Annotated in this window: 28 protein-coding genes and 1 tRNA gene; 9 read left to right on the top strand and 20 right to left on the bottom strand. The window is 54.7% G+C overall.

What is annotated here, in order from left to right; translation table 11 throughout:
* Positions 1-4 precede the first annotated feature (4 nt).
* The 11 genes from pcaF to B9K09_RS09430 all read right to left on the bottom strand — a co-directional run bounded on the left by pcaF (position 5) and on the right by B9K09_RS09430 (position 10,751).
* Positions 5-1,210 carry a 3-oxoadipyl-CoA thiolase gene (gene pcaF, locus B9K09_RS09480; protein WP_087516577.1) on the bottom strand — a complete coding sequence of 402 codons (1,206 nt, stop codon included), beginning with the start codon at positions 1,208-1,210 and terminating at the stop codon, positions 5-7.
* Complete coding sequence (locus B9K09_RS09475; protein ID WP_087516576.1) at positions 1,207-1,989, bottom strand: CoA-transferase subunit beta; 783 nt, start codon at positions 1,987-1,989, stop codon at positions 1,207-1,209. The genes pcaF and B9K09_RS09475 overlap by 4 nt, the downstream gene beginning before the upstream one ends.
* Entirely contained in the window at positions 1,989-2,840 is an 852-nt protein-coding gene (locus tag B9K09_RS09470; RefSeq protein ID WP_087516575.1) for a CoA transferase subunit A, read from the bottom strand. Before B9K09_RS09470 ends, B9K09_RS09475 begins: the two co-directional genes overlap by 1 nt.
* A 176-nt stretch (positions 2,841-3,016) precedes the next feature.
* Positions 3,017-4,360, bottom strand: a complete 1,344-nt coding sequence (locus B9K09_RS09465) for an MFS transporter (protein WP_087516574.1) — start codon at positions 4,358-4,360, stop codon at positions 3,017-3,019.
* A 194-nt stretch (positions 4,361-4,554) separates the two neighbouring features.
* Complete coding sequence (locus B9K09_RS09460; protein WP_087516573.1) at positions 4,555-5,397, bottom strand: IclR family transcriptional regulator; 843 nt, start codon at positions 5,395-5,397, stop codon at positions 4,555-4,557.
* 99 nt (positions 5,398-5,496) lie between these two features.
* A complete protein-coding gene (locus B9K09_RS09455; protein ID WP_087516572.1) occupies positions 5,497-6,438 on the bottom strand; it encodes an AEC family transporter in 942 nt (313 codons plus the stop codon).
* Between the two features lie 4 nt (positions 6,439-6,442).
* Entirely contained in the window at positions 6,443-7,459 is a 1,017-nt protein-coding gene (gene zapE / locus B9K09_RS09450; RefSeq protein WP_256574282.1) for a cell division protein ZapE, read from the bottom strand.
* 22 nt (positions 7,460-7,481) lie between these two features.
* On the bottom strand, positions 7,482-8,087 hold the full coding sequence (gene pcaG / locus B9K09_RS09445) for a protocatechuate 3,4-dioxygenase subunit alpha (RefSeq protein WP_087516571.1): 606 nt from the start codon (positions 8,085-8,087) through the stop codon (positions 7,482-7,484).
* Positions 8,088-8,098: 11 nt separating this feature from the next.
* Positions 8,099-8,818 carry a protocatechuate 3,4-dioxygenase subunit beta gene (pcaH, locus tag B9K09_RS09440; RefSeq protein ID WP_087516570.1) on the bottom strand — a complete coding sequence of 240 codons (720 nt, stop codon included), beginning with the start codon at positions 8,816-8,818 and terminating at the stop codon, positions 8,099-8,101.
* Positions 8,819-8,935: 117 nt separating this feature from the next.
* Entirely contained in the window at positions 8,936-9,868 is a 933-nt protein-coding gene (gene pcaQ, locus B9K09_RS09435) for a pca operon transcription factor PcaQ (protein WP_087516569.1), read from the bottom strand.
* Between the two features lie 13 nt (positions 9,869-9,881).
* Positions 9,882-10,751 carry a helix-turn-helix domain-containing protein gene (locus B9K09_RS09430; RefSeq protein WP_087519053.1) on the bottom strand — a complete coding sequence of 290 codons (870 nt, stop codon included), beginning with the start codon at positions 10,749-10,751 and terminating at the stop codon, positions 9,882-9,884.
* Between the two features lie 130 nt (positions 10,752-10,881).
* Between B9K09_RS09430 and pobA the strand changes: the two genes are divergently transcribed.
* Complete coding sequence (gene pobA, locus B9K09_RS09425) at positions 10,882-12,066, top strand: 4-hydroxybenzoate 3-monooxygenase (RefSeq protein WP_087516568.1); 1,185 nt, start codon at positions 10,882-10,884, stop codon at positions 12,064-12,066.
* Between the two features lie 288 nt (positions 12,067-12,354).
* On the opposite strand, the gene B9K09_RS09420 is transcribed toward pobA, so the two are convergent.
* The 7 genes from B9K09_RS09420 to B9K09_RS09390 form a co-directional block, all read right to left on the bottom strand.
* Positions 12,355-13,242 (bottom strand): NAD(P)-dependent oxidoreductase, encoded by an 888-nt coding sequence (locus tag B9K09_RS09420; RefSeq protein ID WP_087516567.1) that lies wholly within the window; start codon positions 13,240-13,242, stop codon positions 12,355-12,357.
* Between the two features lie 51 nt (positions 13,243-13,293).
* A complete protein-coding gene (locus B9K09_RS09415) occupies positions 13,294-14,553 on the bottom strand; it encodes a TRAP transporter large permease (RefSeq protein ID WP_087516566.1) in 1,260 nt (419 codons plus the stop codon).
* Entirely contained in the window at positions 14,550-15,113 is a 564-nt protein-coding gene (locus B9K09_RS09410; RefSeq protein ID WP_177408656.1) for a TRAP transporter small permease, read from the bottom strand. Before B9K09_RS09410 ends, B9K09_RS09415 begins: the two co-directional genes overlap by 4 nt.
* Positions 15,113-16,087: a TRAP transporter substrate-binding protein gene (locus B9K09_RS09405; protein WP_087516565.1), complete on the bottom strand. Its 975-nt coding sequence runs from the start codon at positions 16,085-16,087 to the stop codon at positions 15,113-15,115. Before B9K09_RS09405 ends, B9K09_RS09410 begins: the two co-directional genes overlap by 1 nt.
* A gap of 134 nt (positions 16,088-16,221) precedes the next feature.
* Positions 16,222-16,986: an SDR family NAD(P)-dependent oxidoreductase gene (locus B9K09_RS09400; RefSeq protein WP_087516564.1), complete on the bottom strand. Its 765-nt coding sequence runs from the start codon at positions 16,984-16,986 to the stop codon at positions 16,222-16,224.
* A 71-nt stretch (positions 16,987-17,057) separates the two neighbouring features.
* Entirely contained in the window at positions 17,058-18,056 is a 999-nt protein-coding gene (locus B9K09_RS09395) for a transketolase family protein (protein WP_087516563.1), read from the bottom strand.
* Entirely contained in the window at positions 18,053-18,904 is an 852-nt protein-coding gene (locus B9K09_RS09390; protein WP_087516562.1) for a transketolase, read from the bottom strand. Before B9K09_RS09390 ends, B9K09_RS09395 begins: the two co-directional genes overlap by 4 nt.
* Positions 18,905-19,099: 195 nt before the next feature.
* On the opposite strand from B9K09_RS09390, the gene gcvA reads away from it, so the two are divergent.
* Complete coding sequence (gcvA, locus tag B9K09_RS09385) at positions 19,100-20,047, top strand: transcriptional regulator GcvA (protein ID WP_087516561.1); 948 nt, start codon at positions 19,100-19,102, stop codon at positions 20,045-20,047.
* A 194-nt stretch (positions 20,048-20,241) separates the two neighbouring features.
* Here gcvA and B9K09_RS09380 read toward each other — a convergent pair.
* Positions 20,242-20,331 (bottom strand) — tRNA-Ser (locus B9K09_RS09380).
* Positions 20,332-20,545: 214 nt separating this feature from the next.
* Here B9K09_RS09380 and B9K09_RS09375 point away from each other — a divergent pair.
* The 6 genes from B9K09_RS09375 to B9K09_RS09350 all read left to right on the top strand — a co-directional run bounded on the left by B9K09_RS09375 (position 20,546) and on the right by B9K09_RS09350 (position 24,750).
* A complete protein-coding gene (locus B9K09_RS09375; protein WP_087516560.1) occupies positions 20,546-20,938 on the top strand; it encodes a VOC family protein in 393 nt (130 codons plus the stop codon).
* A 198-nt stretch (positions 20,939-21,136) separates the two neighbouring features.
* On the top strand, positions 21,137-21,439 hold the full coding sequence (locus B9K09_RS09370; protein WP_157699339.1) for a hypothetical protein: 303 nt from the start codon (positions 21,137-21,139) through the stop codon (positions 21,437-21,439).
* A gap of 65 nt (positions 21,440-21,504) precedes the next feature.
* Positions 21,505-21,945, top strand: a complete 441-nt coding sequence (locus tag B9K09_RS09365) for a DUF2628 domain-containing protein (RefSeq protein WP_087516558.1) — start codon at positions 21,505-21,507, stop codon at positions 21,943-21,945.
* Between the two features lie 135 nt (positions 21,946-22,080).
* A complete protein-coding gene (locus B9K09_RS09360; RefSeq protein WP_087516557.1) occupies positions 22,081-22,770 on the top strand; it encodes a crotonase/enoyl-CoA hydratase family protein in 690 nt (229 codons plus the stop codon).
* 145 nt (positions 22,771-22,915) lie between these two features.
* The gene (locus B9K09_RS09355; RefSeq protein WP_087516556.1) at positions 22,916-23,638 is read left to right on the top strand and encodes a 1-acylglycerol-3-phosphate O-acyltransferase; all 723 of its coding nucleotides are present in this window, start codon (positions 22,916-22,918) and stop codon (positions 23,636-23,638) included.
* Positions 23,639-23,775: 137 nt separating this feature from the next.
* Complete coding sequence (locus B9K09_RS09350; protein ID WP_087516555.1) at positions 23,776-24,750, top strand: magnesium and cobalt transport protein CorA; 975 nt, start codon at positions 23,776-23,778, stop codon at positions 24,748-24,750.
* A 50-nt stretch (positions 24,751-24,800) separates the two neighbouring features.
* Here the strand turns inward: B9K09_RS09350 and B9K09_RS09345 are convergent, their stop codons facing one another.
* Positions 24,801-25,526, bottom strand: a complete 726-nt coding sequence (locus tag B9K09_RS09345) for an amidotransferase (RefSeq protein ID WP_087516554.1) — start codon at positions 25,524-25,526, stop codon at positions 24,801-24,803.
* Positions 25,527-25,984: 458 nt separating this feature from the next.
* Between B9K09_RS09345 and B9K09_RS22555 the strand changes: the two genes are divergently transcribed.
* Positions 25,985-26,128, top strand: a complete 144-nt coding sequence (locus B9K09_RS22555) for a hypothetical protein (protein WP_157699338.1) — start codon at positions 25,985-25,987, stop codon at positions 26,126-26,128.
* Positions 26,129-26,155 lie beyond the last annotated feature (27 nt).

Raw genomic sequence — 26,155 nt, 5'->3', positions numbered from 1 at the left:
ATATTCAGACCCGTTCGATAGCCAGCGCCAAGCCTTGGCCAACACCGACGCACATTGTAGCCAACCCCAGTTTACCGCCGGTTTTCTGCAGCTGGTGAACAGCCGTCAGCACCAAGCGATTACCGCTCATGCCCAGCGGGTGGCCAAGCGCGATAGCACCACCATTGGGGTTTACCTTGACGCTGTCATCGGCCAAACCGAGTTCGCGAGTCACGGCCAAACCTTGGGCGGCAAATGCTTCATTCAACTCGATCACATCGAATGCGTTGATATCCAGGTTCAGTCGCGCCAGAAGTTTACGTACCGCAGGCACCGGACCAACACCCATCACCCGTGGGGCAACACCGGCGCTGGCCATGCCAAGCACTTTAGCGCGTGGGGTGAGACCATACTTCTGCACGGCTTCAGCCGATGCCAGAATCATTGCCGACGCCCCGTCATTCAAGCCCGAAGCATTGCCTGCGGTGACGGTTTTATCCGCACCATTGACCGGCTTGAGCTTGGCCATGGCTTCGGCGTTGCTGTCCGCGCGTGGGTGCTCATCAGTGTCTACAACTGTTTCGCCTTTACGGGCTTTGATCACCACCGGAACAATTTCTTCGGCGTAATAACCAGACGCCTGAGCCACCGCAGCACGTTGCTGACTGCGCAGTGCAAAGGCGTCCTGATCCGCACGGCTGACCGCGTATTCATCAGCGACGTTATCCGCCGTGACCGGCATGGCATCAACACCGTACTGCTCTTTCATCAATGGGTTGATGAAACGCCAGCCCATGGTTGTGTCTTCAATTTTTTGGCCACGGCCAAAGGCGCTCTCCGCCTTGCCCATCACATAAGGTGCGCGGGTCATCGACTCAACACCCGCGGCAATCGCCAGCTCCATCTCACCCAACGCAATAGCGCGGAACGCTGAACCCACTGCGTCCAGACCAGAAGCGCACAAGCGATTAAGTGTTACTCCCGGCACTGTTTCCGGGAGGCCTGCGAGTAGCAATGCCATGCGCGCAACGTTGCGATTGTCTTCGCCAGATTGGTTGGCGCAGCCCATGAACACTTCATCAAGAGCTTTCCAGTCAACCTGCGGATTGCGCTCAATCAATGCACGTAACGGTACGGCGGCCAAGTCATCAGCACGCACGGCTGAAAGCCCGCCATTCAGGCGACCTATCGGCGTACGCACGGCATCACAGATAAATACTTCGCGACTCATTCATCACCCCCGGCTTGGCCATGGGCGACAGCGGTACGTGCTTCAAGCTCGCGCAGCGCAGTCAACTCTTCAAGTTTTGGCGCTTCAGTGGTGGTTACCGTTTCAGCAAAACGGATTTGCCAGCCGGTGTTCTCAATCACTTGCTCACGCGTCACACCCGGATGCAAGGAAGTGACAATAAATTCATTGCTGCCCGCTTCCGGCTCCATGATGCACAGGTCTGTGATGATCGCCACCGGCCCCTCGCCAGGCAAACCGAGCCGCTTGCGATGATCGCCGCCTTCGCCGTGACCTACCGAGGTGATGAATGCCAGCTTTTCAACAAACGTACGATGACCCTGCTTGAGGATGATCAGCACCTTCTTTGCTGAACCAGCAATTTCCGGCGCGCCACCAGCACCCGGCAAACGAACCTTGGGCTGATGATAGTCACCGATCACCGTGGTATTGATATTGCCGAACTTATCGACCTGCGCGGCGCCGAGGAAGCCAACGTCAATCCGGCCACCTTGCAACCAGTAGCGAAAAATTTCACCCGTTGGCACAACGGTGTCGGCAGTCTCAGCCAACTCACCATCGCCAATCGACAACGGCAACACAGTTGGTTTGGCACCGATTGGGCCGGACTCGTAAATCAACACGACTTCCGGTGCATGGGTCAGACGCGCCAGGTTAGCGGCCTTGGAAGGCAGGCCAATCCCGACAAAGCAAACACTGCCATTACCGAGGCGGCGTGCTGCAGCGACGGTCATCATTTCATTGGTATTGAAGTCGCTCATCACTTGCTCTCCCCGCTCACTTTCGCTTGATACTCGGCAAAATCCGCAGTGCCACGGATGTATTCATCTATCCAGGCAGTGAAGGTTTCGCGATCACGGGCGATGGGGTCCCAGGCTTGGTAGAAACGGTTATCGCGCTCGTAGTAACCGTGAGCGTAGGACGGATGCGCGCCCCCCGGCACCACGCAAACGGCGGCGATTGCCCAGGTTGGCAACACACAGGCATTCATCGGTGCCTGCAAGTCATCAACGATTTCCTCAACCGTAACGATGCAGTGCTTGGCTGCCAGTGCCGCTTCTTTTTGCACGCCGAGAATGCCTTGAATCAGCACGTTGCCTTTGCGGTCGGCTTTTTGTGCATGAATCACGGTTACGTTCGGACGCACGCTTGGTACCGCCGCCAGCGTTTCACCGGTGAACGGACAATCAATGAACTTGATACGAGGATTGACCTTAGCCAAATCCGAACCCTGATAACCGCGCAAAACGGCGAAAGGCAAACCAGAAGCGCCCGACACATAAGCGTTGGCCATGGCCGCATGGCTGTGCTCTTCAATCTCAAGCGGTTGTGGCCAGCCTTTCTCGACGGCGTCACGCAGGCGATGCAGCGAACCGACACCTGGATTGCCGCCCCAGGAGAAGATCAGTTTTTTCGCACAACCGGCACCAATCATCAGGTCATAGACCAGATCCGGCGTCATGCGCACCAGCGTCAGGTCTTTTTTGTTCTGCCGAATCAATTCGTGAGAGGCGGCAGTTGGAATCAGGTGGGTAAAACCTTCGAGGGCAACAGTGTCGCCGTCGTTGACGAAACGCTGAACCGCTTCGCGCAGAGAAATAATGTCAGCCATGGTAAGTCTCGATTGGTAGACGGGACGTGGCAGCACGTCGTGTAGGTAAAAAATACTCTGACGACGTAGCCTGAACAATCCGATAATCGACTATCCGGGCGATAATCGAACAACACTCAATTCGTGCAACACCTGAAATACTGGTCGTTGCACGATGAGTTAACAGGCGCAAATGCTTAGGTGGCGTCTGCGTGACTGACAACACCCTTGATAACCACAGCCGCCGTAGCGATGGCAGCAGGCACGACAAGTGCGGTCAAAACCTGTTCAAAGTTCCAGCCCAGCCCAAGCAATGTAGCGCCCATCCAGGCACCGAGGATGGCGCCGAAGCGACCAATGCCGAGCATCCATGACACACCCGTCGCACGCCCTTGGGTTGGGTAAAACCGTGCAGCCAACGACGGCATGGCCGATTGCGCACCGTTAACACACATCCCTGCCAGCAATACCAAGGTGGCCAACAACGTGACCTCACCGAGGCTTTGCCCAACCAGATAGGCAAATACGCCAGCAAAGAGGTAAAAAACACCAATGACCTTATGCGGATTGAAGCGATCCATTGCCCAGCCCACACCAACAGCGCTAAGCACTCCGCCAAACTGGAATAAAGCCCCGATGAACGCTGCTTGCTCCATGCTCGCGCCGCTGTCACGCATCAGCGTCGGCAACCAACTGGTGAGCAGGTAAACAATGACCAGACCCATAAAGTAAGTCAGCCACAACAGCAGCGTGCCTGCACTGTAGGTGCCCGAGAAAATCACCTTGAGCACGTTGCGACTTTGCACGGTTTTTTGCTCGGGAACCGTGAATGCACTGACGTCTCGCATGGCAGCGGGTGCGATAGGCTCAAGGACCTGACGTACCTTGTCAGCTCCACGATTGCGCACCACCAGGAACCGCGCAGACTCGGGTAAACGCAATAGCAATACCAGAGAAAGCGCCAACGGCAAGACACCGCCGACCAACAACAAGCTGTGCCAGCCGTATGCCGGAATCAGCGCAGCAGAAACAAAACCACCGCACGCCATGCCCAGATTAAAGCCACAGAACATACTGGTTACCAGCAGCGACTTGAGACGTTCCGGCGTGTATTCAGACAATAGAGTCGTAGCATTAGGCATTGCCGCGCCCAGCCCCAGCCCAGTGAGGAAACGCAGCACAATAAGCTGGTCGACATTGCCACTGAACGCCGACAACAGGCTAAACAAGCCAAACAGAAAAACCGCGACCACCAAGACAACTTTGCGCCCGTAACGATCAGCCAGCGGGCCAGAACCCAAGGCTCCGAACACCATACCAATCAGAGCCGCGCTCATGACCGGGCCGAGGCTAGCGCGATCGATACCCCAATCCTGCGTCAATGCCGGGGCAATAAAGCCCATGGCGGCAGTGTCCAGGCCATCAAGGAACACAATCAGGAAACACAGGATCACGATGCGCCATTGATAACGCGAAAGAGGCTGGGCATTGATAAATGACTGCACATCTAGGCTGGCAGTCGAGGAAGTTATAGCGGTCATGGCGGTCTCTTATTGTGGTGTAGATTGCGGCGCTAAATGCATCCGAAACGCCACCTGCAACTTAAGCGTCCACCATGACTCGCTCAATACGATAATCGATTCAGCGTTCGATTAACGATCAAAAATAGACTTTGGTCTATACCGCTGCCCATAAGCCTGTGACTGACTCATAACGCCCAGCGCACAAGGGTTTATCAATGAAACAAACGAGTGCTCAACTCTTTACTGGCTTCTAGCAGCACCGGCAGAAAGCGTGTTTCCAACTCTTGGCGGCTGGTGCGGCTGACATGCGTTCCGACGTTCAGCGCGGCCAGAACCTGACCTGCCGAGTCTTTAAGCGGTACGGCGATGGACCGTAAGCCAATCTCCAACTCTTGATCAATGATCACCCAGCCTTGCTGGCGAATCTGCTCGATATTCTCGCGCAGCGCCTCTGGCGTATGCAGGGTGCGACTGGTTTTGATCTGCAAATCAGCATGTTCGAGGTATTCATCAAGCGTCAGGTTATCCAGCCCCGCCAGCAGAATCCGCCCCATCGATGTGCAGTACGCAGGCAACCGGCTACCGACGCTGAGATCGACTGAAATCAATCGTTGAGGTGTAGCTGAACGCGCAATGTAGAGAATCTCATCGCCTTCAAGGCTGGCCATCGAGCAGGCTTCATGCAGTTGCTCACTGATGCGGTCGAGAATCGGCTGAGCAGTGACTGCAAGGGGCGTCGAAGATAAGTAAGCATGTCCGAGCGTCAGCACTTTCGGCAGCAATGAATAGGTGCGTCCATCGGTTGTGGCATAGCCAAGCTTGATCAAGGTGTGTAGGCAGCGGCGCACCGCCGCACGGGGAATCTCGGTACGGTGGCTGATCTGCGCAATGGTCAGATGGCGTTTACGCTCCTGAAAGGCATGAACCACCGCAAGCCCACGGGCCAGCGAGGTCATAAAGTTAGGGTCGCCGGTCAGTGCTTCAATCCGTTTCGCTGGCGATACCACAATAGGCGGAGCCAGATTTGACAGTGGTTGGCGTTGGTCATCGCTCATTGTGGTTATCCTTTATTGATACCCGAACCCTTGAGCGATTATCGAACCAATGCTCGATTATCGCAATCGTGGTTCACCCACATTCACAGCAATTTGTATTCATAGATGGGGCCCGGCAAGCCACCCGATAAACAAACTGTAAGTAACAAACGACAACAGCGTAGCGCCGACCAAGGCTGCCGCGCAGCGCCCTTGCAAACCGAAGCGCTGGCCGACAATGGGGTAAATACTCATCATCGGCGCACAGGCAAATAACACGCCTGCCACACGCAAGGCCGGGTCTTCCACTGGCAGAAAACTAAAACACAACAGCACCGCTAGAGGATGCAACACCAACTTACCTAGACTGATCTGCACCACGTCGGTGACCATGCCGCCAACCCGCATCCCCACCAAACTGCCGCCGATCACGAACAAGGCCACCGGGGCAGAAGACTGAGCCAACATCTCCACCGCCCGCATCGGGATAGCTGGCACATGCAAACCCAGTAGCGCGACCAGTAACCCCAAGCAGATGGCGATAATAATAGGGTTACTCACGAGCCGCTTGCAGGTGGTAGCTACAGTTGCGCGCAGGCCCAGGCCATGGCTCTGCCCCACCTCAGCCAATGCAAACGCAAGCGGAAGCATCAGCAGGTTTTCTATCAGCACGCCCATGGCCAGCCCGACAGCGGCAGCTTCACCGACCACCAATGCAGCAATCGGATAACCTATAAAGCCGCTGTTGGACATAGACATTCCGACCGCGGTAATCGCGCTGCCGCTGAGCGAATCACCACGCAAGCGTCGTGATACAACAAAACCCAAAGCGAATATCAGCAGCGAGGCCAAGCCGTAGGCCAGCAGGTAGTTGCGCTCAAACACCTCATCCAACGGCCGCTCGACCAGTGCTTTGAACACCAACGCTGGCAGCGCAAAGCTAATAACGAAGCGCCCCATTCCGGCTACTTGTTCGCGGCTGATCCACTGCAAGCGGGCGGCGATAAAGCCAATGCCTATGATCAGAAAGATCGGCGCGGTGATGCCCAAAATCTGCAACATAATCTCAATACTTCAGTTGGCAGAGTTGCTGTAAACGACTGCGTGTACGTGAGAAATCGACATGACTACCCGGCTGGCACAGATCATCCAGGCCCGCCTCACAGCCTAGAAAGAGTTGCACGCCGCTGTCATAAGCAATATCGACAAAGTTGAGAAAGCGCTGCTGTACATCAATCCCCTCAGCATCAAGACAGGTCACACCGCCAACAGCCACTTGCCGGTACTCGCCGCATAACCACAAAAAATCTGCGCTTGAGCGCGGCTGTCGACACAGCTCGCTGAAATCCAGCCAGAGCATCGCACGCTCACGAGCGCGCAGTTTGAGCGGATGATGGTTAAGGGTTGTTTCGAGGCCATATTCAGCGTTCTCGGTGAAACCAAGTCGCTCACCGAGCACGCAACTGGATTCAACAACGGGCCAGATATACTCGCCCCATTTGTAGCCCTGGTTCTGCCGGTAATCGGTTCCACCATCGAGGTGTAAAACCGCAAAGCGTTGCTCAAGCAAACTGATTGCCGGCTTGAAACGCTCGCGATACAGCGGATTGGGGCACAGATCTTGAGGGGCATAGTTCGAAGTGCACACCACACCCACGCCCTTTTCGACCAAGACCTTGAGTAGGCGTCCGAGCAACATCGCATCGCCTATATCGTGTACATGGAACTCATCAAAACAGAGCAAGCGCGTGCTCTTGGCGATGTCACCCGCGACCCGGTCCAAAGGGTCAGCTTTACCTGTGTAAGCCAACATACGCTGCTGCAACTCCTGCAAGAACGCATGGAAATGCACGCGGCGTTTGTCTTCCAATGGTGCGGCTGCAAAGAACGCATCCATCACAAAACTTTTCCCGCGCCCCACCCCGCCCCATAAATAAACCCCGGCCACGGGCTTGCTTAACCAGCGCGAACGACGGGCCAGAAACGCCGAAAGCCACTGACCGAGATGGTCAATGGCTATCTGTTGTGCAGGATCGGCGCTAAAGCCATGTTCACCGAGCAACGCCGTAAAATGCGCGCGCACGAGCTGCTCGGGCAGGCGCTCGCTAGAAGTCAAAAAACACCGTTTCTCCCTCGCCCTGGATAGTGATATCAAAACGATAAGCCAACTGACCGTCAATTTCACAGCGCTGCGCGACTAAAGTCTCGCGCCGTTGTGGCTGCTCAATCAGGTTAAGCACCGGGTCTACCGCGTTAGCCTCTGCTTCATCAGAGAAATACAAACGGGTTTGCAGGTGAATGTTGATCCCCCGAGCGAACAGGGAAATATTGATATGCGGCGCCATCGGCACACCCGCAGCATTATTCACCACACCGGGCTTGATGGTGTTCAGCGTCCAGCCACCGGTTTCAAAAGTGGTGGCGGTACGACCAAAGCAATTGAAGGGTTTCTCCAGGTCGTAGTCGCTGTCGTAACGGCCTTGATCATCGGCCTGCCAAAACTCCAGAAACGAGTCTTTAACCAGATGACCATTCCCGTCATGGACATTACCGACCAACAGAATGTGTTCACCTGGCGCCTCGGGTTTAGCCATCTGATTCCAGATTTCCTGTGGCCGCGATGGATTACCCGCAGCCGCCAGAGCCAAACCGATATGCACATATGGGCCAGCGGTTTGTGAAGGGGTTTCGGGTAGTAATTCAATAGGCATGACAATTCCCCTCAGCGATTTTCAAAATGAGTCTGACGCTGCCCACGCAGCACGATATCGAAGCGATAGGCCAGGCAATCCATCGGGTTGGCCGCGCTCATATCAAGCTTGGCAATCAGGCTCTGCACCGCATCGGGATTGGCGATCGACTTAACGATTGGGCACATCGGAATCAACGGATCACCCTCAAAATACAACTGGGTAATCAAGCGCGTAGAAATGGCCGGGCCACTGATGGAAAAGTGAATATGGGCTGGGCGCCAGTCATTCGGGCCGTTGCGCCATGGGTACGGGCCAGGCTTGATCGTGCGGAAGCTGTAGTAACCGTCGCGATCAGTCAGGGCACGACCCACGCCACCAAAATTAGGATCAAGCGGCGCAAGATAACGGTCGTTTTTGTGACGATAGCGACCACCTGCGTTCGCCTGCCACATCTCAACCAAGGTGTGTGGAATCGGCTTGCCGTACTGATCGACCACCCGACCAGCCACGATAATGCGCTCGCCAACAGGCAAGCCGCCGTTGTTGAAGTTGAGCAGCAAATCGTTGTCGTAATCGCCCATTTTCAGGTGCGAGAAATCAGGACCAGTCGTCTCTGAAACGGATTGAGGAATACTGACCAATGCCTGGCGCGGCGAGCGGGCAATCGAAGTTTTATAATCAGGCGTCAGCGCCTTCGGGTGCCAATTGCGGTCACGAATGACAAAGCGGCTGTGCTGTGCATCGGTCATGCCGATTTCCTCTTATTGGAATACTGGAGCAGCCTGCAGGCTCAGGCTTTGCACTAGTGTCCAACAGAGTGACTGCACTGAAAATTGAAAATACTCGCCTTATCCATAACCATTTGGTTATGGATTAAAGGCTTCTCGATAATCTGCTGCAGCTGCACGTAGCGCCTCGCAACACCACTGAGCAGCCAGCGATGGAGGTGCTGAAGGATTACTGCAAATCCCTACCGAGCCGCCCGGTTCATGAAGACCGATATCCAACTCAAACAATTCGCCGCGCGCGACTTCCTGACGAACAGCATCATGTGGAGCAACCCAAATAGCATCACTGACTTGTACGTAGCGTCGACTCAATGCGACTGAAAGGGTTTCCAAGCGCTGCTCTGGCACGGCGATACCGCACTGCACATACAAGCTGTCGGCATAACGACGAATCGTCGTCCCGGCCAGTGGCACCACCACTGGAAAATCAGCTAAGCGACTGCGATCACGCAGCTCAGCTTGCAGCAATGGGTGGCCGGGGCGAACCACCAAGATCATCGCCTCGCTGTATAGGTGCTCAAACGTAAGCCCGGCAATCTGCGGGCTGTCGGTCATACGCCCCACCACCAAGTCCAGCGCGCCAACCCGTAATTGCCCGAGTAGATAAGCACTCGGGCCTGTTACCACGCTGACTACCAACGCCGCGTGTTGTTCATGCAGGCGGCGAACCACTTCTGGCAGCAATGAGCTTTCTACCGTTGACAGCACACCAAGACGCACTACCCCTGCTTCATGTTCACCGCTACGCAAACTGCGCACCCCTTCGCGTAGCGCCTGCACGCTTGGCCCGGCGTAGCGCAAAAAGGCCAGCCCGGCGGCAGTCGGTGTAACCCCTTGCTTGCTGCGCTCGAATAAACGGTTATCGAGAATTTCCTCAAGCTCCTTGAGCGTCTTGGAAATCGCTGGCTGGCTGACAGCCAGTTCCTCCGCGGCCCGTGCCAGACTGCCTTGGCGCGCCACTTCAAGAAAGCACAGCAGATGACGAAACTTGATGCGATTATCGATATTCATGTGTGGGTCACGTTCAACGCTGTAAACGGAAAGCTTTGGGTGTGAGCCCACAGCCACGTTTAAAAAAACGGGAAAAATAAGCAGGCTCGGAAAAGCCCAAACTGTCAGAGACCTGATTCACCGTCATCGCGGTATAAACCAAGCTACGCTTGGCCTCCAGCAATAACCGTTGATTAATCAGCTGTAAAGCGGACTGCCCAGCCAATCGCCGACACAAGGCATTGAGATGGGCGGCGCTGAGCCCCAGCTCACTGGCATAGAAATCAATGGGGCGGTGCGTGCGGTAATGTGCCTCCAACAGGCCAGTAAAGCGTTGCAAGTGATCACGCCCCCGGTCCGGAGTCTGTGTCTGGGTGCAATCCAAGGCTTGTGCACGCCGAGCAACCCACACCAGTAGCGCACTGATTAACGACTGCAACATCAGCTCTCGGCCTAGCGCTGGCTCGGTGTACTCCTGCACGATCGAATCAAATAGCTCATCCACATAACCTTTTTGTGTCCCGAGCGTGTAGAACGCTGCATGCGTCAATGGCGTGTTATCCAGCGCCGCACTGAGCGTATCAACCAATGGCTGGGCAAGACTTAAAATATAACCCTGCACATCCTCGGAAAAGCCAAATCCATGCACGCTAAATGCGGGCACTATTTGCAGCGATGCCTGTCTCACCTGATTGATCTGTCCTTCAACCTCAAGCTCCGCCTGGCCCGCCTTAACATATAAAAGTTGCACCAGATCGCCATGACGATGGGGCTTTATCTGCCAGTCATGCAGACGGCTGCGCTCCGGTATGGATTCACAATGAATCAAATCGGGGGTTGGCCAAGCAGTGGTTTCGCCATACAGCTTAAACACAGGAACGCTAGTGGCTGACGTTCTACTCATCGTCCGGCAACCCTCGAAAAGTCCATAAAAGTAATCGGATAGTGCCTTCAATTGCGCAAGCAATCCACCAAAAATACAGGCGACTTCACCCATATCAAGCTCAATAGTCAGCTTGCAGAGGACAATAACAATGAAGACTCAAGTCGCCATTATTGGCGCGGGCCCAGCTGGACTCCTGCTTGGACAACTGCTGCACAAGGCCGGTATCGATAACATCATTATTGAACGCCAAACCCCAGAATACGTACTCAGCCGGATTCGCGCCGGTGTGCTCGAACAAGGCATGGTTGACCTGCTTCGCATAGCTGGCGTGAGCCAGCGAATGGACAGCGAAGGCTTGCCCCATGACGGTTTTGAATTGGCCTTTGCCGGACGCCGTGAGCGCATCGACCTCAAACACCTAACTGACGGTAAAACGGTGATGATCTACGGCCAGACCGAGGTCACCCGTGACTTGATGCAAGCTCGCGAAGCCAGCGGCGCTAAAACGTTTTATAACGTCAAGAACGCCCAATTGCATGACTTGAAAGGCAACAAACCCTATGTAACCTTCATCCTCAATAATAAGGCGGTACGTCTTGACTGCGATCATATCGCCGGTTGTGACGGTTTTCACGGGGTGTCCAGGCAGTCAATTCCAGAAGGTGTACTCAAAGAGTTCGAGCGAGTCTATCCGTTCGGCTGGCTGGGTGTGCTGGCCGATACACCGCCGGTAAACGAAGAGCTGATCTACGCCAACCACGAGCGCGGCTTCGCCCTCTGTAGCATGCGCTCCCCCACCCGCACCCGTTACTACGTGCAGGTCGCGGCGCAAGAGAAAGTCAAAGACTGGTCTGATCAACGCTTCTGGGATGAACTGAAAAGTCGCCTGCCCGTTGATATTGCAGAGCGCCTGGTAACTGGCCCCTCAATCGAAAAATCCATCGCACCGCTGCGCAGCTACGTGGTTGAACCGATGCAATATGGTCACCTGTTTCTGCTTGGCGACGCAGCACACATCGTTCCACCGACGGGTGCTAAAGGTTTGAATTTAGCGGCCAGCGATGTCAACACGTTGTACCGCATACTGCTCAAGGTTTATCGCGATGGTCGCACCGATCTGCTCGAACGTTATTCTGAAGTGTGCCTGAAACGTGTTTGGAAAGCTGAGCGTTTCTCCTGGTGGATGACCTCAATGCTGCACAAATTTCCCGACACCGATGCCTTCAGCCAACGCATGCAACAAACTGAACTGGACTACTTTGTCGGCTCTGAAGCCGGGCGCAAAACCATCGCCGAAAACTACGTTGGCCTGCCTTTTGAGCCCATCGAGTAAACCCTAAATCTATGCAAGCCAGTTTGAGTTGGCTTGTGCCCGACTCCAACTGTGCAGCCCACAAACAGCGAGTTTTTGGTGGCCGCAACAAAGAACAGTTTGAGCAGTATTCAACTGGATCGCTCACGTCTGAACTGCAGCACAGGGAATGTAGCTACCGAGACCAGCAGCCATTTGACGAACTCCTCGTCAAATGGCTATCGAGCTGCCGGTGACCCACGAAATAAACCGGCCAAAAACTTGCCGTCGTGGGATAGCAACCGTGGCCTGCCCCCTATTACTTAGGCGTCAATCCTGAGCCGTCTTCCCGTTCAAGGCGTAGTAGCTTCGGATGACTTGGCTATCGTCTACTCGCCCCTCGCCGCGCCCTGAGGCCGAGAGGAACAGCTGATGTGCCACCGCTGCAATTGGCAGCGCCGCCCTGGCGTCACGGCCGGCCTCGAGCACGATGCTTAAGTCCTTAACGAAGATGTCTACCGCACTACTGACCTCCGGAGCCTCCTGCAGCATACGCGGGCCACGATCCTTGAGCATCCAGCTGGAGGCAGCTGATCCAGCCATGATTTCGAGCAGCACCTCGAGATCGACACCGACCTTGGCCGCTAGCGCGAAGGCTTCGGCCACGACGGCAATATGCACGCCGCAAAGTAATTGGTTGACGGTCTTGACCATGGCCCCTTGACCAGCGCGCTCGCCGACATGAAAAATGCGCTGCCCAATAGCTTCGAACACCGGTTTCACCTCATCGAAAGCCGCGTGCTCACAGGCCGCCATGATGGTCAAAGAGCCTGCAGTAGCCCCGGCGGTACCACCCGACACTGGAGCATCGACGAAACAACGGCCTGTCGCGGTCACCCGTGCTGCGATGTGCTCGACCGCAGCAGGCGGACAGGTTGCCATAAGGCAGACGATCGCGTTGTCCTCCATAGCCTGCAACACACCGTCGGCGAACAGCACCTGCTCAGCCTGAGCGGCGTTAACCACCATCAGGATCAGTATGTCAGCGCTACGCACAGCAGCGGCTGCATCTGCAACCGGTTCAGCACCGGCCGCAGCGAGCGAAGTAAGGACAGCTTGGTTGAGATCAATTCCGCGTACACGGTGACCAGCGACGATTAGGTTCTTTGCCATTGGCAGGCCCATCGCACCGAGTCCGGCAAATGCAATCGTACTCATAAAATTTCCTCGTCGGTTACACGGCCTAGCCTGAGCAAAGGCCGTATCCGATCAACTAATAGTGAAGGCAGGGACAAAGGAGATGAGGCCAAGAACAGTGATCGCCACCAAATAAAATGGCCACAGTTCGCGCACCACTGCACCGACCTTCTCCTGCGAGATGGCTGAGGCGATAAACAGCGTGGTGCCAACTGGCGGGGTGAAGAGGCCAATACTGAGGTTCACCGCCATCATGATGCCGAGCTGAGTCAGATCGAGGCCAATCGCATTACCAATAGCAACAAAGGTCGGACCAAGCAGAAGGATTGCCGCCGGCAGGTCAAGGAACATGCCCACTATCACCATGATCAGGTTCATCATCAAAATGACCATCCACGGCGACTTCAGCGTTTGCGCCATCCATTCGGCTACCGCAGTCGGCACTGCCTCCACGGTCAGAACATAACCCACCAAGTTCGAGGCCGCGATCACCAGCATCACTACGCCGGTAGTAATCGCGGTATGCACGAGCGCGTCATAGAGCCGACGCATAGTCAAATCCCGATACACCAGCATGCTCACCATAAGACCGTAAAACACCGCCAATACGCTGACTTCGGTCGGCGTGGCGATTCCTGCGCGCAGAAGAACCACGATGAATAGAGGCATGGCCAGAGCAGGAGCGGCTAAAAGGGTGGCGCGGAGCACGCTTTTCAGAGTGACCTTATCAGTCAGGCGCTTGAAGCCGCGCAAACGCCCGGACAGGTAGCAGACCAACATAAAGCCGGCGCACAGAATCACACCTGGAAGCAAACCAGCGAGAAATAACGCAGCAATCGATTGATTGGATACGGCGGCATAAAGAATCAGCGGGATCGAAGGTGGAATCAGACCTGCAATGGTCGCCGATGAAGCGGTAGCCGCAGCGGCAAATGCTCCCGGATAACCTTCGCGCTTTTGCCAGGGGATCAGCATCGAGCCTAGCGCTGAAGCTTCCGCAACTGCAGAGCCGGATACGCCTCCGAACACAGTCGAACCGACCACGGTGACCTGACCGAGGCCACCGTGAAAGCGGCCCACGAGCATAGTGGCGAAATCAATCAAGCGCTTGCCCAGCGTGCCGCCCATCATCAGGCTGCCCGAGAGCATGAAGAACGGAATCGCCAACAAAGGAAAGCTCTGGGTCGGCTGAAAGATCTTCACTACCGCCGCCACACTGGGCATGCCACCAACGGCGACTGCCGCAAGCCCCGAGCTGATCACCAACGCATAACCAACAGGCAATGCCAGCGCCAGTAGAATACTGAATACGAGAATCATAGCGAGAGTCATACGTCCTCCTCTATTCGGTGGGCGCGGACGGATAGCGGATCGACGGCGTGCAGTAGGTGTACCAACGTGGTCAGTGCGGTGAGACCGAGGCCGACGAATCCGACGATCATGGCGAGATAAGCCCATTTCGCAGAAAGACCGGTGACGGGATAGATCTCACTGCCGGTAATTTCGATTACGTCGAGGCCGACCCAGGCGAGATAAAAAAAGGTACCAGCGATCAATATCTGGTGGGCAATCAACAGCACTCGATTGCCAACGCGACCGATAACCCCCTGAATGGCGGTGACCGCAATATGCTGGCCACGCTGAGCGGCCAGCACAACTCCACCCATAACTAACCAAGGGAACAGAATGTTAGGCATCTCTGTCGGCCAACCCATACCTTGGTTGGTGAGGTAGCGCACCACTACCTCAGCCATCAAGGAGATAAACATTGCAACTAGCGCAGCAATAGCAACCACTGCGCTAGCAGCCTCTATCGCGCGGTCAACCCAAGTCACCACGGGTGCTAGAAAGCTGGCCTGTGCCGTTTCTTTGTCAGGGATATAGGCAGTCATCACAGTTTGCCCGCTTCCGTGACGATCAGCTTGACCATCTCGGGATACTGCTTGGACCACTTGTCATAAACGGGCTTGGTCTTCTCGGCGAATGCAGCCTGATCGATCTCGTTGATCTTCACGCCTGCGTCGGTGAGCTTGGTGCGCAGATCGATATCCGCAGAGGCTGATAACTCACGATTGAGGTTGCCCGCTTCAATCGCAGCCTCCTTGACAGCCTGTTGATCCTCCTTGGATAGCGTCGACCAAATCACCTTGCTGGCCAGCAGCGGGGTAGTCTCGTATTTGTGTCCGGTCAGCGAGATGTACTTTTGCACCTCGTAAAGCTTGGACGAATACACGTTCATCAATGGGTTTTCCTGGCCATCGAACACACCCTGCTGCAGTGCAATGTACAACTCGGAAAAGGCCAGCGGTCCTGGGTTGGCACCCAGGGCATTGAAGATGTCGATTGTCATGGCGTCAGGCGGCGTGCGCAATTTAATGCCCTGAAGGTCATCCGGTTCGTAGATCGGACGCTTGCTATTGCTGACGTGTCGGAAGCCATTGTCCCACAGCGCCAACACCACCAATCCTTTGGCGTTGGCCAGCTCATCAAGCTTGGTACCGACCGGGCCGTCAATCACCTTGTAGGCGTGTTTGAGGTCGCGGAATAGAAAAGGCAAACCGATCAGATTGAACTCGGGGACTACGCCAGCGGTACTGCCCTGAGAGTTAGCGCTAAAAGCCAGTGAGCCCAGGCGCATATTGGTCAACGATTCGACGTCATCGCCAAACTGAGCACTTCCACCCACCTCGACCTTGACGCGGCCATTGGTCTTTTGCTCGACCAGTTCGGCAAACTTCTGTGAAGCCACTGCCTTCGGGTTACCCGGCGCGGCATTATGGGAAAGGCGCAAGATCTGCTGAGCCCAGCTTGTGGAGGCAGTAGCCATTGCAATGGTTGCTGCAATCGCGATCAGTGTCTTTTTCATAAGTTTCACCTGCATTTCTTATTGATATTGTTTGCACTTCTCACTGACTTTTTTCGTACTGCGTATACGAAAAATCAGTCCAATCATGCGGACGCCTTGAGGGGCACCCGCACTGGTCTGACCAGATGATTTACTCAACCGTGTATAAGCATGCCTCCATTCACATCGATAACCGCGCCCGTGATGTAGGCCGACAAGTTCGAAGCTAGAAATAGATAGACACCGGCCACCTCTTCGGCGTTACCCAAGCGATTCAACGGGATACTGGCGGCGATATCGGCTTTCTGTTCATCGCTGAGTTTTCCGGCGCTGATATCGGTCTGAATCAGGCCTGGGGTCACGCAGTTGACGCGGATATTGTCCGGACCAAACTCGCGCGCCATAGCCTTGGCCAGGCCTAGCACACCGGCCTTGGCTGCCGAGTAGTGCGGACCGCCGAGGATCCCACCGCCACGCTGGGCCGACACCGAAGACATGCAGGCGATTGCACCACCCCCCTGCTTTTTCATGTGCGGTATGACTGCTTGTGACAGGTAGAGCACACCCCGCAGATTGACATCAAGAATACGATCCCAGCTTGCTGGGTCGATCTCTAGTGTCTTCACCGGCTGGGTGATGCCAGCGTTGTTGATCAATACATCAATGTGGCCGAACTCAGCGACGGCGCGCTCGGCAGCCTCAAGGCAAGCATCTTTATCCACCACGTTGCAGGCATAGCCTCGATGCTCAGGACCGATGGAGGCAGCTGCCTCGACAGCTGCGCCCTCGTCAAGATCGAGAATGACAACCTTGGCACCATGACTGGCAAAAAGGCGGGCGGTGGCGAGCCCTATACCGCGTGCCGAGGCCGCGCCCGAAACCATGGCGACCTTGCCATCGAGAAGAAGAGCGTTGTTCATACGAAAGTTCCTTTCAGTGGCACTCCAGCGGAGTGCATTCGTGTGTTCATTACCTTGGAATGGCCGCCTTCTCAGCCGAGCCAGCCTTTAATCGTTGCCGTCATCGCATCGGTAGAGATCCCGTAGCGGTCATGCAGCGTCGGTAGAGCGCCGGCGTCGAGGAAGGCATCGGGCAGCGCAATCTGGCGAAATTGCGGGGTCACGCCAGCAGTCAGCAGTGCAGTCGCCACAGCTTCACCAAGCCCGCCGATTGATGTGTGATTCTCCGCCACGACCACAAGACGGCCGAGACGCCCTGCTTCGCGCAGGATTGTCGCGACGTCGAGGGGCTTGATCGTCGGCACATGCAAAACACCTACATCAATCTTGTCTGCTGCCAATGCCTTGGCCACCTCAAGCGAACGCATGGTCAGAATCCCAGACGAGATCATCAGCACATCACGGCCGTCGCGCAGCATCTTGGCCTTGCCCAGCTCAAAGCTGTAATCGTATTCGTCGAGCACCAGCGGCACGTTACCGCGTAACAGCCGCATGTACACCGGACCATTGTGAGCAGCGATCTGCGGCACAGCCTGTTCGGTATCGAGCGCATCACAGGGGTCGATGATCGTCATGCCCGGTATGCCACGCATCAACGCAATGTCCTCAGTGGCCTGGTGACTTGGACCGTAGCCGGTGGTAAGACCGGGCAGCGCACAGCAAATCTTGACGTTGAGATTCTCCTCAGCGATCACCTGATGCACGAAGTCAAAGGCACGACGAGTGCCGAAAACTGCGTAGGTTGTGGCGAAGGGTATGAAGCCTTCCTTGGCCATCCCGCCAGCCGAAGCCATCAGCAATTGCTCGGCCATGCCCATTTGGAAGAAACGCTCTGGGTAGGCCTGACCGAAAAGATGCAGGTCTGTGTATTTGGCGAGGTCGGCGGTGAGACCAACAATCTCAGGACGGTTAGCAGCAAGCTCGACTAAAGCCTTACCGAAGGGCGCAGCCTTGACGCGCTGGCCTTCGGAGGCGATCGAAGCGATCATCGCCGAGGTAGTCAGGCGTGGTTTCTTGGCGGTAGTACTCATCGGGTGGCTCCCTGGGCTTGATCAAGGATGTCGAGGGCTTGCTGCCACTCAGGCTGATCGACGCGAATAAAGTGGTTTTTCTCGCGAGCTTCGAGGAAAGGCACTCCCTTACCCATCAAGGTGTCGCACAAGATCACTCGAGGTTTGGCCTCGGTGAGATTACGCGCGGTGTCGAAGGCGGCGATGACTGCCGGGAGGTCGTTGCCATCCACACGCTGTACATGCCATCCAAATGCAGCCCACTTGTCTGCAAGCGGCTCAAAGCCCATCACCTTGCTCGAAGGGCCGTCAGCTTGTTGGTTATTAATGTCCACCAAGCAAATCAGGTTTCCCAGACCATGGTGGGCAGCACTCATCGCCGCTTCCCAAGTCGACCCTTCATCCAGCTCGCCATCGGACATCGAGTTATAAACGAAGGCTGGATTCCCCTTCAGGCGCAAGCCGAGCGCCATGCCCACAGCAATCGGCAGTCCCTGACCGAGTGAGCCACCCGACATCTCCATGCCAGGGGTGTAGGTCGCCATACCCGACATTGGCAGACGGCTATCGTCGCTACCGTAAGTCTCGAGTTCCTCTTCGGAAATGATCTTGGCCTCAATCAGCGCAGCGTAGAAAGCAATCGCGTAGTGACCGTGAGAAAGCAGAAATCTATCGCGCCCCTCCCAGGTCGGATCCTCGGGCCGGAAGTTCATCGAATGGCAGTAAGCTGTTGCCAACACATCGGCGTAACCCAGCGCTTGACCCACATAACCCTGGCCCTGCACTTCGCCCATCCGTAGCGCAAAGCGGCGGATGCGGTAGGCGCTTTCAGCAACCCGGGTGTTGACTGGTGAAGTTGTGTTTTGCACGCAGTTCTCCTTGAGCTTGACCCGGCTTCTCGCGATATCGGGCGGCATTGTTTTTATTGGTCGCAGAGGTGAACCTCCATTCCCGTCGCCCCAAAAGGGGGCGTCCGGTGACTGAAATCAAGCATATTCCCTTGATTTTTGCTGCTCAAACGAATAAATATGGCCAATAGTTGAATTGAGCTCATGTGAACTGCCATGCACCACCGGATCTCCCTGAAGGCAATACAGGCTTTCGAAGCCGCTGCAAGACTGTCCTCTTTTGCGCTTGCGGCAGAGGAATTGTTCGTAACGCCTTCGGCCGTGAGCCACCAAATCAAGCTGCTTGAGGAGCAATTCGGGGTTCGCCTGTTCCACCGCGTGCATCGGGCAGTAGTGCTCACAGATGCCGGTCGCATTTATGCGGAAGAGGTCTCTGCCTCATTTGCAAAAATAGAAATGGCGACGCGCGAACTGGGCCGTACCGCTAAAAGTGACATCCTCACCATACATTCGACGCCCAGCTTTGCCACTCAATGGCTGATGCCGCGGCTCGCACGCTTCAACGCCCTAGAACCGGATGTGGACGTGCGACTCAATGCGTCATATCCGCCGGCCGCTGACCTGCTGATGCAAGGAGTGGATATCGACATCCGCTATGGCACGAAACGACTGCAGCCTGCCGGAACGATGGTGCTCCCCTTCCCACCTGAGACCATCGTGCCTCTCTGCGCCCCCTCGCTCGCGATTGGTGCGCAACGGATCCGCACACCAGAGGACCTGAACCACCACACCTTGATCCACAGCGAGGTATGCCTGGTGAGTTGGCGCGACTGGATGCGTCAGCATCGCAAGGTTCCACTCGACGTTTCGCGAGGACCACGTTTCGATCGTTCTTTTATGGCAATTAGTGCCGCGGTCGACGGACTGGGGGTGTGCCTTGAAAGCCTGCTGCTCGCGCAGCGCGAGCTCGAAACAGGCCTTCTTGTAGCCCCGTTAGGATTTGAGGGTCCCAAAATTCAGGGCTACACATTTAACCTGCTAAAGTCACGCGCAGAACTCCCCAAGATACGCAGCTTCCAAGATTGGCTCTTCAGCGAGCTCGAAGGCCGCGTCCCTCCGGATCGACGCATACGTTGTTCGACATCCAAAGCCGGTCAAAGCTGAGTTTTGATAACACTGCAGCTAGCCCGCACAAAGGCAAAATGCTCCGGGCTTGGATGAAAGCCTTACTCAGGCAGAGCAAACTTATGGATATAGAGAGAGGCACAGAGCCTTGCGCCCTGTGTAGTGAAGTTAAGTCGTTCAATCGGAAAACAAAAAGCCCCGCAGATCATTGATCTGCAGGGCTTTTTTGAAAGTGGCGGTGAAGATGAGATTCGAACTCATGATACGATTTCTCGTATACACACTTTCCAGGCGTGCTCCTTCAACCGCTCGGACACTTCACCGGATCTCGTCAGGCATTGCTGTCTGTCGAGGCGCGCTAATGTATCCGAACAATGCCTTAAAAGCAAAAGTTTTTTCAGAATTTTCATGCGCTTACCCCTCCTTCTCTGCGCTCTTCTGTCAAATCCAGACAGCCCCCTGTTCCCGGGTCTATCAGAACGGTATATAGGTATGCAGACGTAGAGGTATTGCCCGATCAATAGAGGAAGTGACGCTATGTTCTCGCACATAATGCTTGGCATTACTGACTTCAAGCGCGCCATCAACTTTTACCAACCAGTCATGGATGCTCTGGGTCTAGAGTTTCGTTTTGTTGATGAAGATCAACCTTGGGCCGCGTGGCAAATCGCTGGAAGCGATAGGCCCCTGTTTCTGATTGGCCAGCCCTACAACAAACAAGCGCATGCACCGGGTAACGGGCAAATGGTTGCGTTTCTGGCTGACTCTCGCCAGCGTGTGAAGCAAGTCTATGCAGCGGCTATGGCCGCTGGTGGAGAATGTGAGGGTCCGCCAAACCTGAGACCTGAATACCACCCGCATTATTACGGTGCCTATTTCAGGGATCCTGACGGCAACAAGTTGTGCGTGGTCTGCCACGCAGCGGAGTAATGCCCACGTCAGCGATTTTGCAATGACTCACCTCAAACCTAACGCCGTACAAGGAATGTTATGCGCTCGCTAAACCTCTTCTTGCTCCTAATTATCTGTGCCTGCGCACTATTACTCACATTTATAGCCCTGCCCACATTTGGCCATAGACCGCTTGCGCACTGGGCTCTGAATGTAGGCATCTGGGTCAGCGCTTTAATGACCTCCCTGCTTTACCTTGGCGCCTGGCTGATTGCGCCTGCCACAGATCAAAAGTCGCAAGTCGTGATTCTCTCAACTTATCTCCCAACACTGCTGATCGGCATGCTCACCGGCGCGGTGTGGGGTGCTGTTGGCCATGTAATGCAGACGGAAGGCTTGGATTTAAAAAGTGCAGTTGTCCGCGCCGGTTCGTTGATTTACATCGGTTACCTGCTGGTGTTGAGCATAACTATCAGCACAGCGTTGTACTTAACTCGCGTGCGCAAGCGACACGCAGCGCAAACAGCACAGCTATATTGAACTGTGAATAGCACGGCCTAAAATCAAGCTAAAATCCGCTAGCCAACCGTTTACAGGGACGTTTGATGCAAACTGAGAATCCATATGCAACGCCCAAGTCAGCAGTCATCGACTCTGATCTAGAGGCTATCAATCACAGGATTGACCACCTTGAGGTATCTGATACCTGGAAGGAGCGATTTCGGGCGATCGCCGCAGCGGGCGGGCCAGCGCTAAAAAACATTAAAAGTCTACCCAAAAGCCAGCGTAAAAAAGCGTTTAGCTTTAATTTTTTGGCGTTTTTGTTCGGCCCCTTTTATTACCTCGTTAAACGCATGTGGAAAAAAGCGATCTTTTACACCGTTGTCATGATGGTGATCATTGTCATCCTCAGCATCATTCTGGATTATCTTGGCTACCCCAGAATCGCAGACAGCCTGCACTTCGGCGCAGCGGGCTTCTTCGCAGCCAAGGCTAATATTGATTTTTATAAGCACTCGGTTCTGCACGACAGTGGCTGCTGGTAACCACTGCCGGGGCTGCTTGGAAGGATAAGCGCAGGGAAAACAGCACATTTCCTGACTCATCAGTCGGTCATAGTGCTTTACCGTCGAGCGCGGTATGGGTAACGTCAGCGCATCTTCAGCACAAGGATTCCGACAATGAGCGACTTGATCAGCTACCAATTAGAAGGTGGCATCGCCACTCTCACCCTGAGCAATGGCAAGGTTAACGCGATTTCCCCGGACGTAATTGCAGTCTTTAATCAGGCATTGGACAGAGCGGTACAGGATAAAGCGGTGGTGATTATCACCGGTCAACCTGGGATTCTTTCTGGTGGCTACGATCTCAAAGTCATGACTTCCAGCCCGCAAAACGCAATTGATCTGGTTGCCGCGGGCTCGACGCTGGCGCGCCGCATGTTGTCGTTCCCTTACCCGATTGTTGTCGCCTGCCCTGGCCACGCAGTTGCGAAAGGCGCATTTATTCTGCTCTCTGCTGATTATCGTGTGGGCACTGAAGGCACGTTCAGCATTGGTCTCAATGAAGTTCAGATCGGTATGACCATGCATCATGTGGGCATCGAACTGGCACGTGACCGTCTGCGTAAGTCGGCGTTCCACCGCTCAGTTATCTGTGGCGAGATGTTTGATCCACAAGGCGCTGTCGAAGCAGGTTTCCTTGATAAGGTCGTGCCAGCAGAACAGCTTATGGCTACGGCACAAGCCGTTGCCCAGCAGTTGAAGAAGATCAACATGACGGCGCACAAGAACACCAAGCTGAAGGTCCGCAAAGCGTTGCTTGAGACACTCGACCATGCGATTGAGCTGGATAAAACCATCAGCCTGTAACCTTTGCTGCACGACGCTAAAGCCCGGATTTTCCGGGCTTTTTTGTGCCTTTAATATTCACATACAGCTTCCTGATCAGCTGTAATTGCTGAAAACAGTTTACAGCCGTACACTGCGCGCCTTTTTAGTTAAACGAGCGTATTAAATGCTTTTTATTCTGCGCATGGTGTTAATGGGCGTGCACTTTATTATCGCCGGTGTGCTCGGTTTGTTAGTGGGAATTTGTCGTCCTTTCAATCCAGATAACAGCCGTATTTGCGCACGTCTTTACTCGCTGCCTGCATTGCGTATTTTAAACCTGAACATCAAAACTCAGACCGAAGGGCTGCGCGATCACGCCAAGTCTTGCGTAGTTATTGCCAACCACCAGTCTAACTACGACTTATATGTGCTTGGCCGCGTGGTCCCGTATCGCACGGTTAGCCTCGGTAAGAAAAGCCTGAAGTGGGTGCCTTTTTTCGGGCAACTGTATTGGCTGGCCGGCAATATCTTGCTTGACCGTGGTAACTCGCGCAGTGCCAAGCAAGCGATGCTGCAGACCACCGAAACGCTCAAACATAAAAACACCTCGATTTGGGTGTTCCCTGAAGGCACGCGTCATCCTGGCCCACAAATGCTGCCATTCAAGAAAGGTGCATTTATGATGGCGATTGCTGCTGGAGTGCCAATTATTCCGGTGTGCACCAGCACCTACGCCAATAAGTTGCGCGTCAACCAGTGGAACAGCGGCACGATAATGATCCGCTCGCTGCCTGAGATCGCCACTGCGGGTTTGACTATCGCCGACGTCCCTGCCCTGATCGAAACCTGCCAAACGCAGATGCAAGCCTGTATCGAGGCTATGAATAAAGAGCTGTCTGAAGCCTAAACTTCTGCGCTTTACCCAGCCCGCCTGAGCATGACTGAGGTGGGCTTTTTTATGCATCCATGACGCTTGAATGCAGCGCTTGATGCCCCACTCAGGCTAAGCTGAGCACCTTGTGCAACGAATGGGCCGAGTCAAAAATGGATAAGAGTGTTGTAGCCGCAGCAGTGTACAGCCACGGGAAAAAAGTCACGGACATCAACCTGGAAGAGGCTGTGACTTGGCTGGGTAAACCTGGACACTTCGCCTGGATTGGTCTGAAAGACCCTGAGCCTGAGGTGTTGACCAAGCTCCAGGCACAATACAACTTGCACGAACTGGCCATTGAGGACGCACTGATTCGTCATACCCGGCCGAAGCTAGAAACCTTTGGTGATGCGCTGTTTATGGTGCTTTATTCACCCACGCTTACCAACGGCGAGCTTGAGTTTATCGAAACTCAATTATTTGCTGGCAGCGGCTACGTCATCAGCGCCCGTTATGGCCAGTCTGCGCCCTACTCAACCGTGCGCCAGCGATGTGAGGCGCGGCCACTATTGCTTGAGCACGGTGAAGACTTTGTACTCTATGCCCTACTCAGCTTCGTGACTGAAAACTACCGGCCGATACTGGACAGCTACAACAGCACCTTGGAAGAAACTGAACAAACGGTGCTTAAAGACGCTGTAACCATGGCCGATGCAGTAAAAATTCAAAGTCTGCGCCGTGACCTGCTGCGTTTGCGCCGTAATATCGGCCCGCTGGCGGAAATCTGCCAGGAGTTACAGCGCTTGGGCTTTCCATTTATCGATAAACAAATGCGTCCGTACTTCAGGGATGTGGCGATCCACGTCAATCGCCTGCTGGAAGACCTCACTGCGCTGCGTGAGATGGCTGACCACGCAATCGAAATTGGTTTGTTAATGGACTCTGCGCGACAAAGTATTACCCAGCGCAAATTTGCGGCCTGGGCAGCAATACTGGCGTTTCCCACAGCGATTGCCGGTATTTATGGCATGAACTTCCACAACATGCCCGAACTGAGCTGGCAATACGGCTACTTTGGCGTGCTCGGTTTAATTGGAACAGGCTGCGTGGGCCTGTATGCCAGCTTCAAATACAACGGCTGGCTCTAAAACTACAAAGCCCAGCACTAGGCTGGGCTTTTATAGGTTAACGCCAAGAATCAGGCCTGAACCTCACGGCCGTTGGCTACAAAACGCATCATCCACTCAGCCACTGCAGCGCCTTGATGATCGTCCTTCAAGCTATCAATACCTTTGCGATAATTGTGCTCACCAATATGCTGCTGACGGATATCCAGCAAAGTCTTTGAGTAATCATGGATAAACTCAGGATGCCCCTGGAAGCACAGCACTTGATCATCGATGCAATAGGCTGCAATCGGGCAGAACTCGCTCGAGGCAAGCAGTGTGGCCTTCTCTGGCAGCTTGGTCACTTGGTCCTGATGGCTGATCAACAGGGTCAGATCATCTAACGCAGGGGTCATCCACTGGGCTTTTTTGGCCAATACATAGCGGTGAATACCGACGCCCCAACCTTGATCAGCGCGCTTAGCCTCGCCGCCCAATAACAGTGCCAGCAGTTGATGACCGAAGCACACACCGAGCAGTTTATCGCCACGGGCGTAGCGCTCAAGCAAGTATGTCTTGAGGGTTTGAATCCAGGCATCTTCGCCGAATGAATCAGCCTTGCTACCTGTTACCAAGTAAGCATCGTACTGCTCGTTGTCCGCCGGATACAGGCCTTGCATGACGTTGTATACGGTGAACTCAGCGGCAATCGGCTGGAGCGCAAAGAGGCGCTCAAACATCTTGCCGTAGCCTTGATATTGATCGATCAGCTCGGGGCGAAGTACGTCTGTTTCAAGAATACAAATCTGCAACGGCATGGAATTGTCCTGGGCCACGGGTGGTAGTCATTCGTTTAGGGAGCCTCTTAAAAACTACTGCGCTCGATATTACGGCGTTAAAAAACTGCTCAAAATGCTCATTTAGGCCACTAAACTCCGCTTTTTCGCAGTTTTTTGCCTTGTACTCTCGTCGCTCGCTACCTTTTTCAAAGGCTCCTTCGCTGCAAAAAACTGTCCAAGGTCGATAAACGGCGCGATCAGAGCCGCCCCTCATATTGGTTCTTGCGAGCGTCAGTAGCCTGCCTTGTGAGGCCATTTAAGGCAAGCACCTGATGTTAAAGGATTAGACATATCAGACCAGTACCAAGACACAGCGTCGCTGAGCTATCAGTGGCCTTGATAGTTACCATAACGACCATTCACTTCTGTTAATACCGGCCACGGCGGATTATCGCTCCATCGGGCAGCTGCCCACATTAGATAAAAGGATACTCGCCATGAATAGTTTCGCCGCAATTGCCAGCTTGATCGCCGCCTCAGCCTTTACCGGTAATGTCAGTGCAGACGGTCAGCGTCACGTTGAGAAAGCGCAAAACGCACAGACTCAAACGCTGAAGCCCGCAGTTTCATCCAGCAAATAAACCGAACAACGGTTCACTTACAACGCA

The organism is Pseudomonas sp. M30-35, assembly GCF_002163625.1.
Lineage (GTDB): Bacteria > Pseudomonadota > Gammaproteobacteria > Pseudomonadales > Pseudomonadaceae > Aquipseudomonas.
This window is presented reverse-complemented; position numbering and strand designations above follow the sequence as displayed.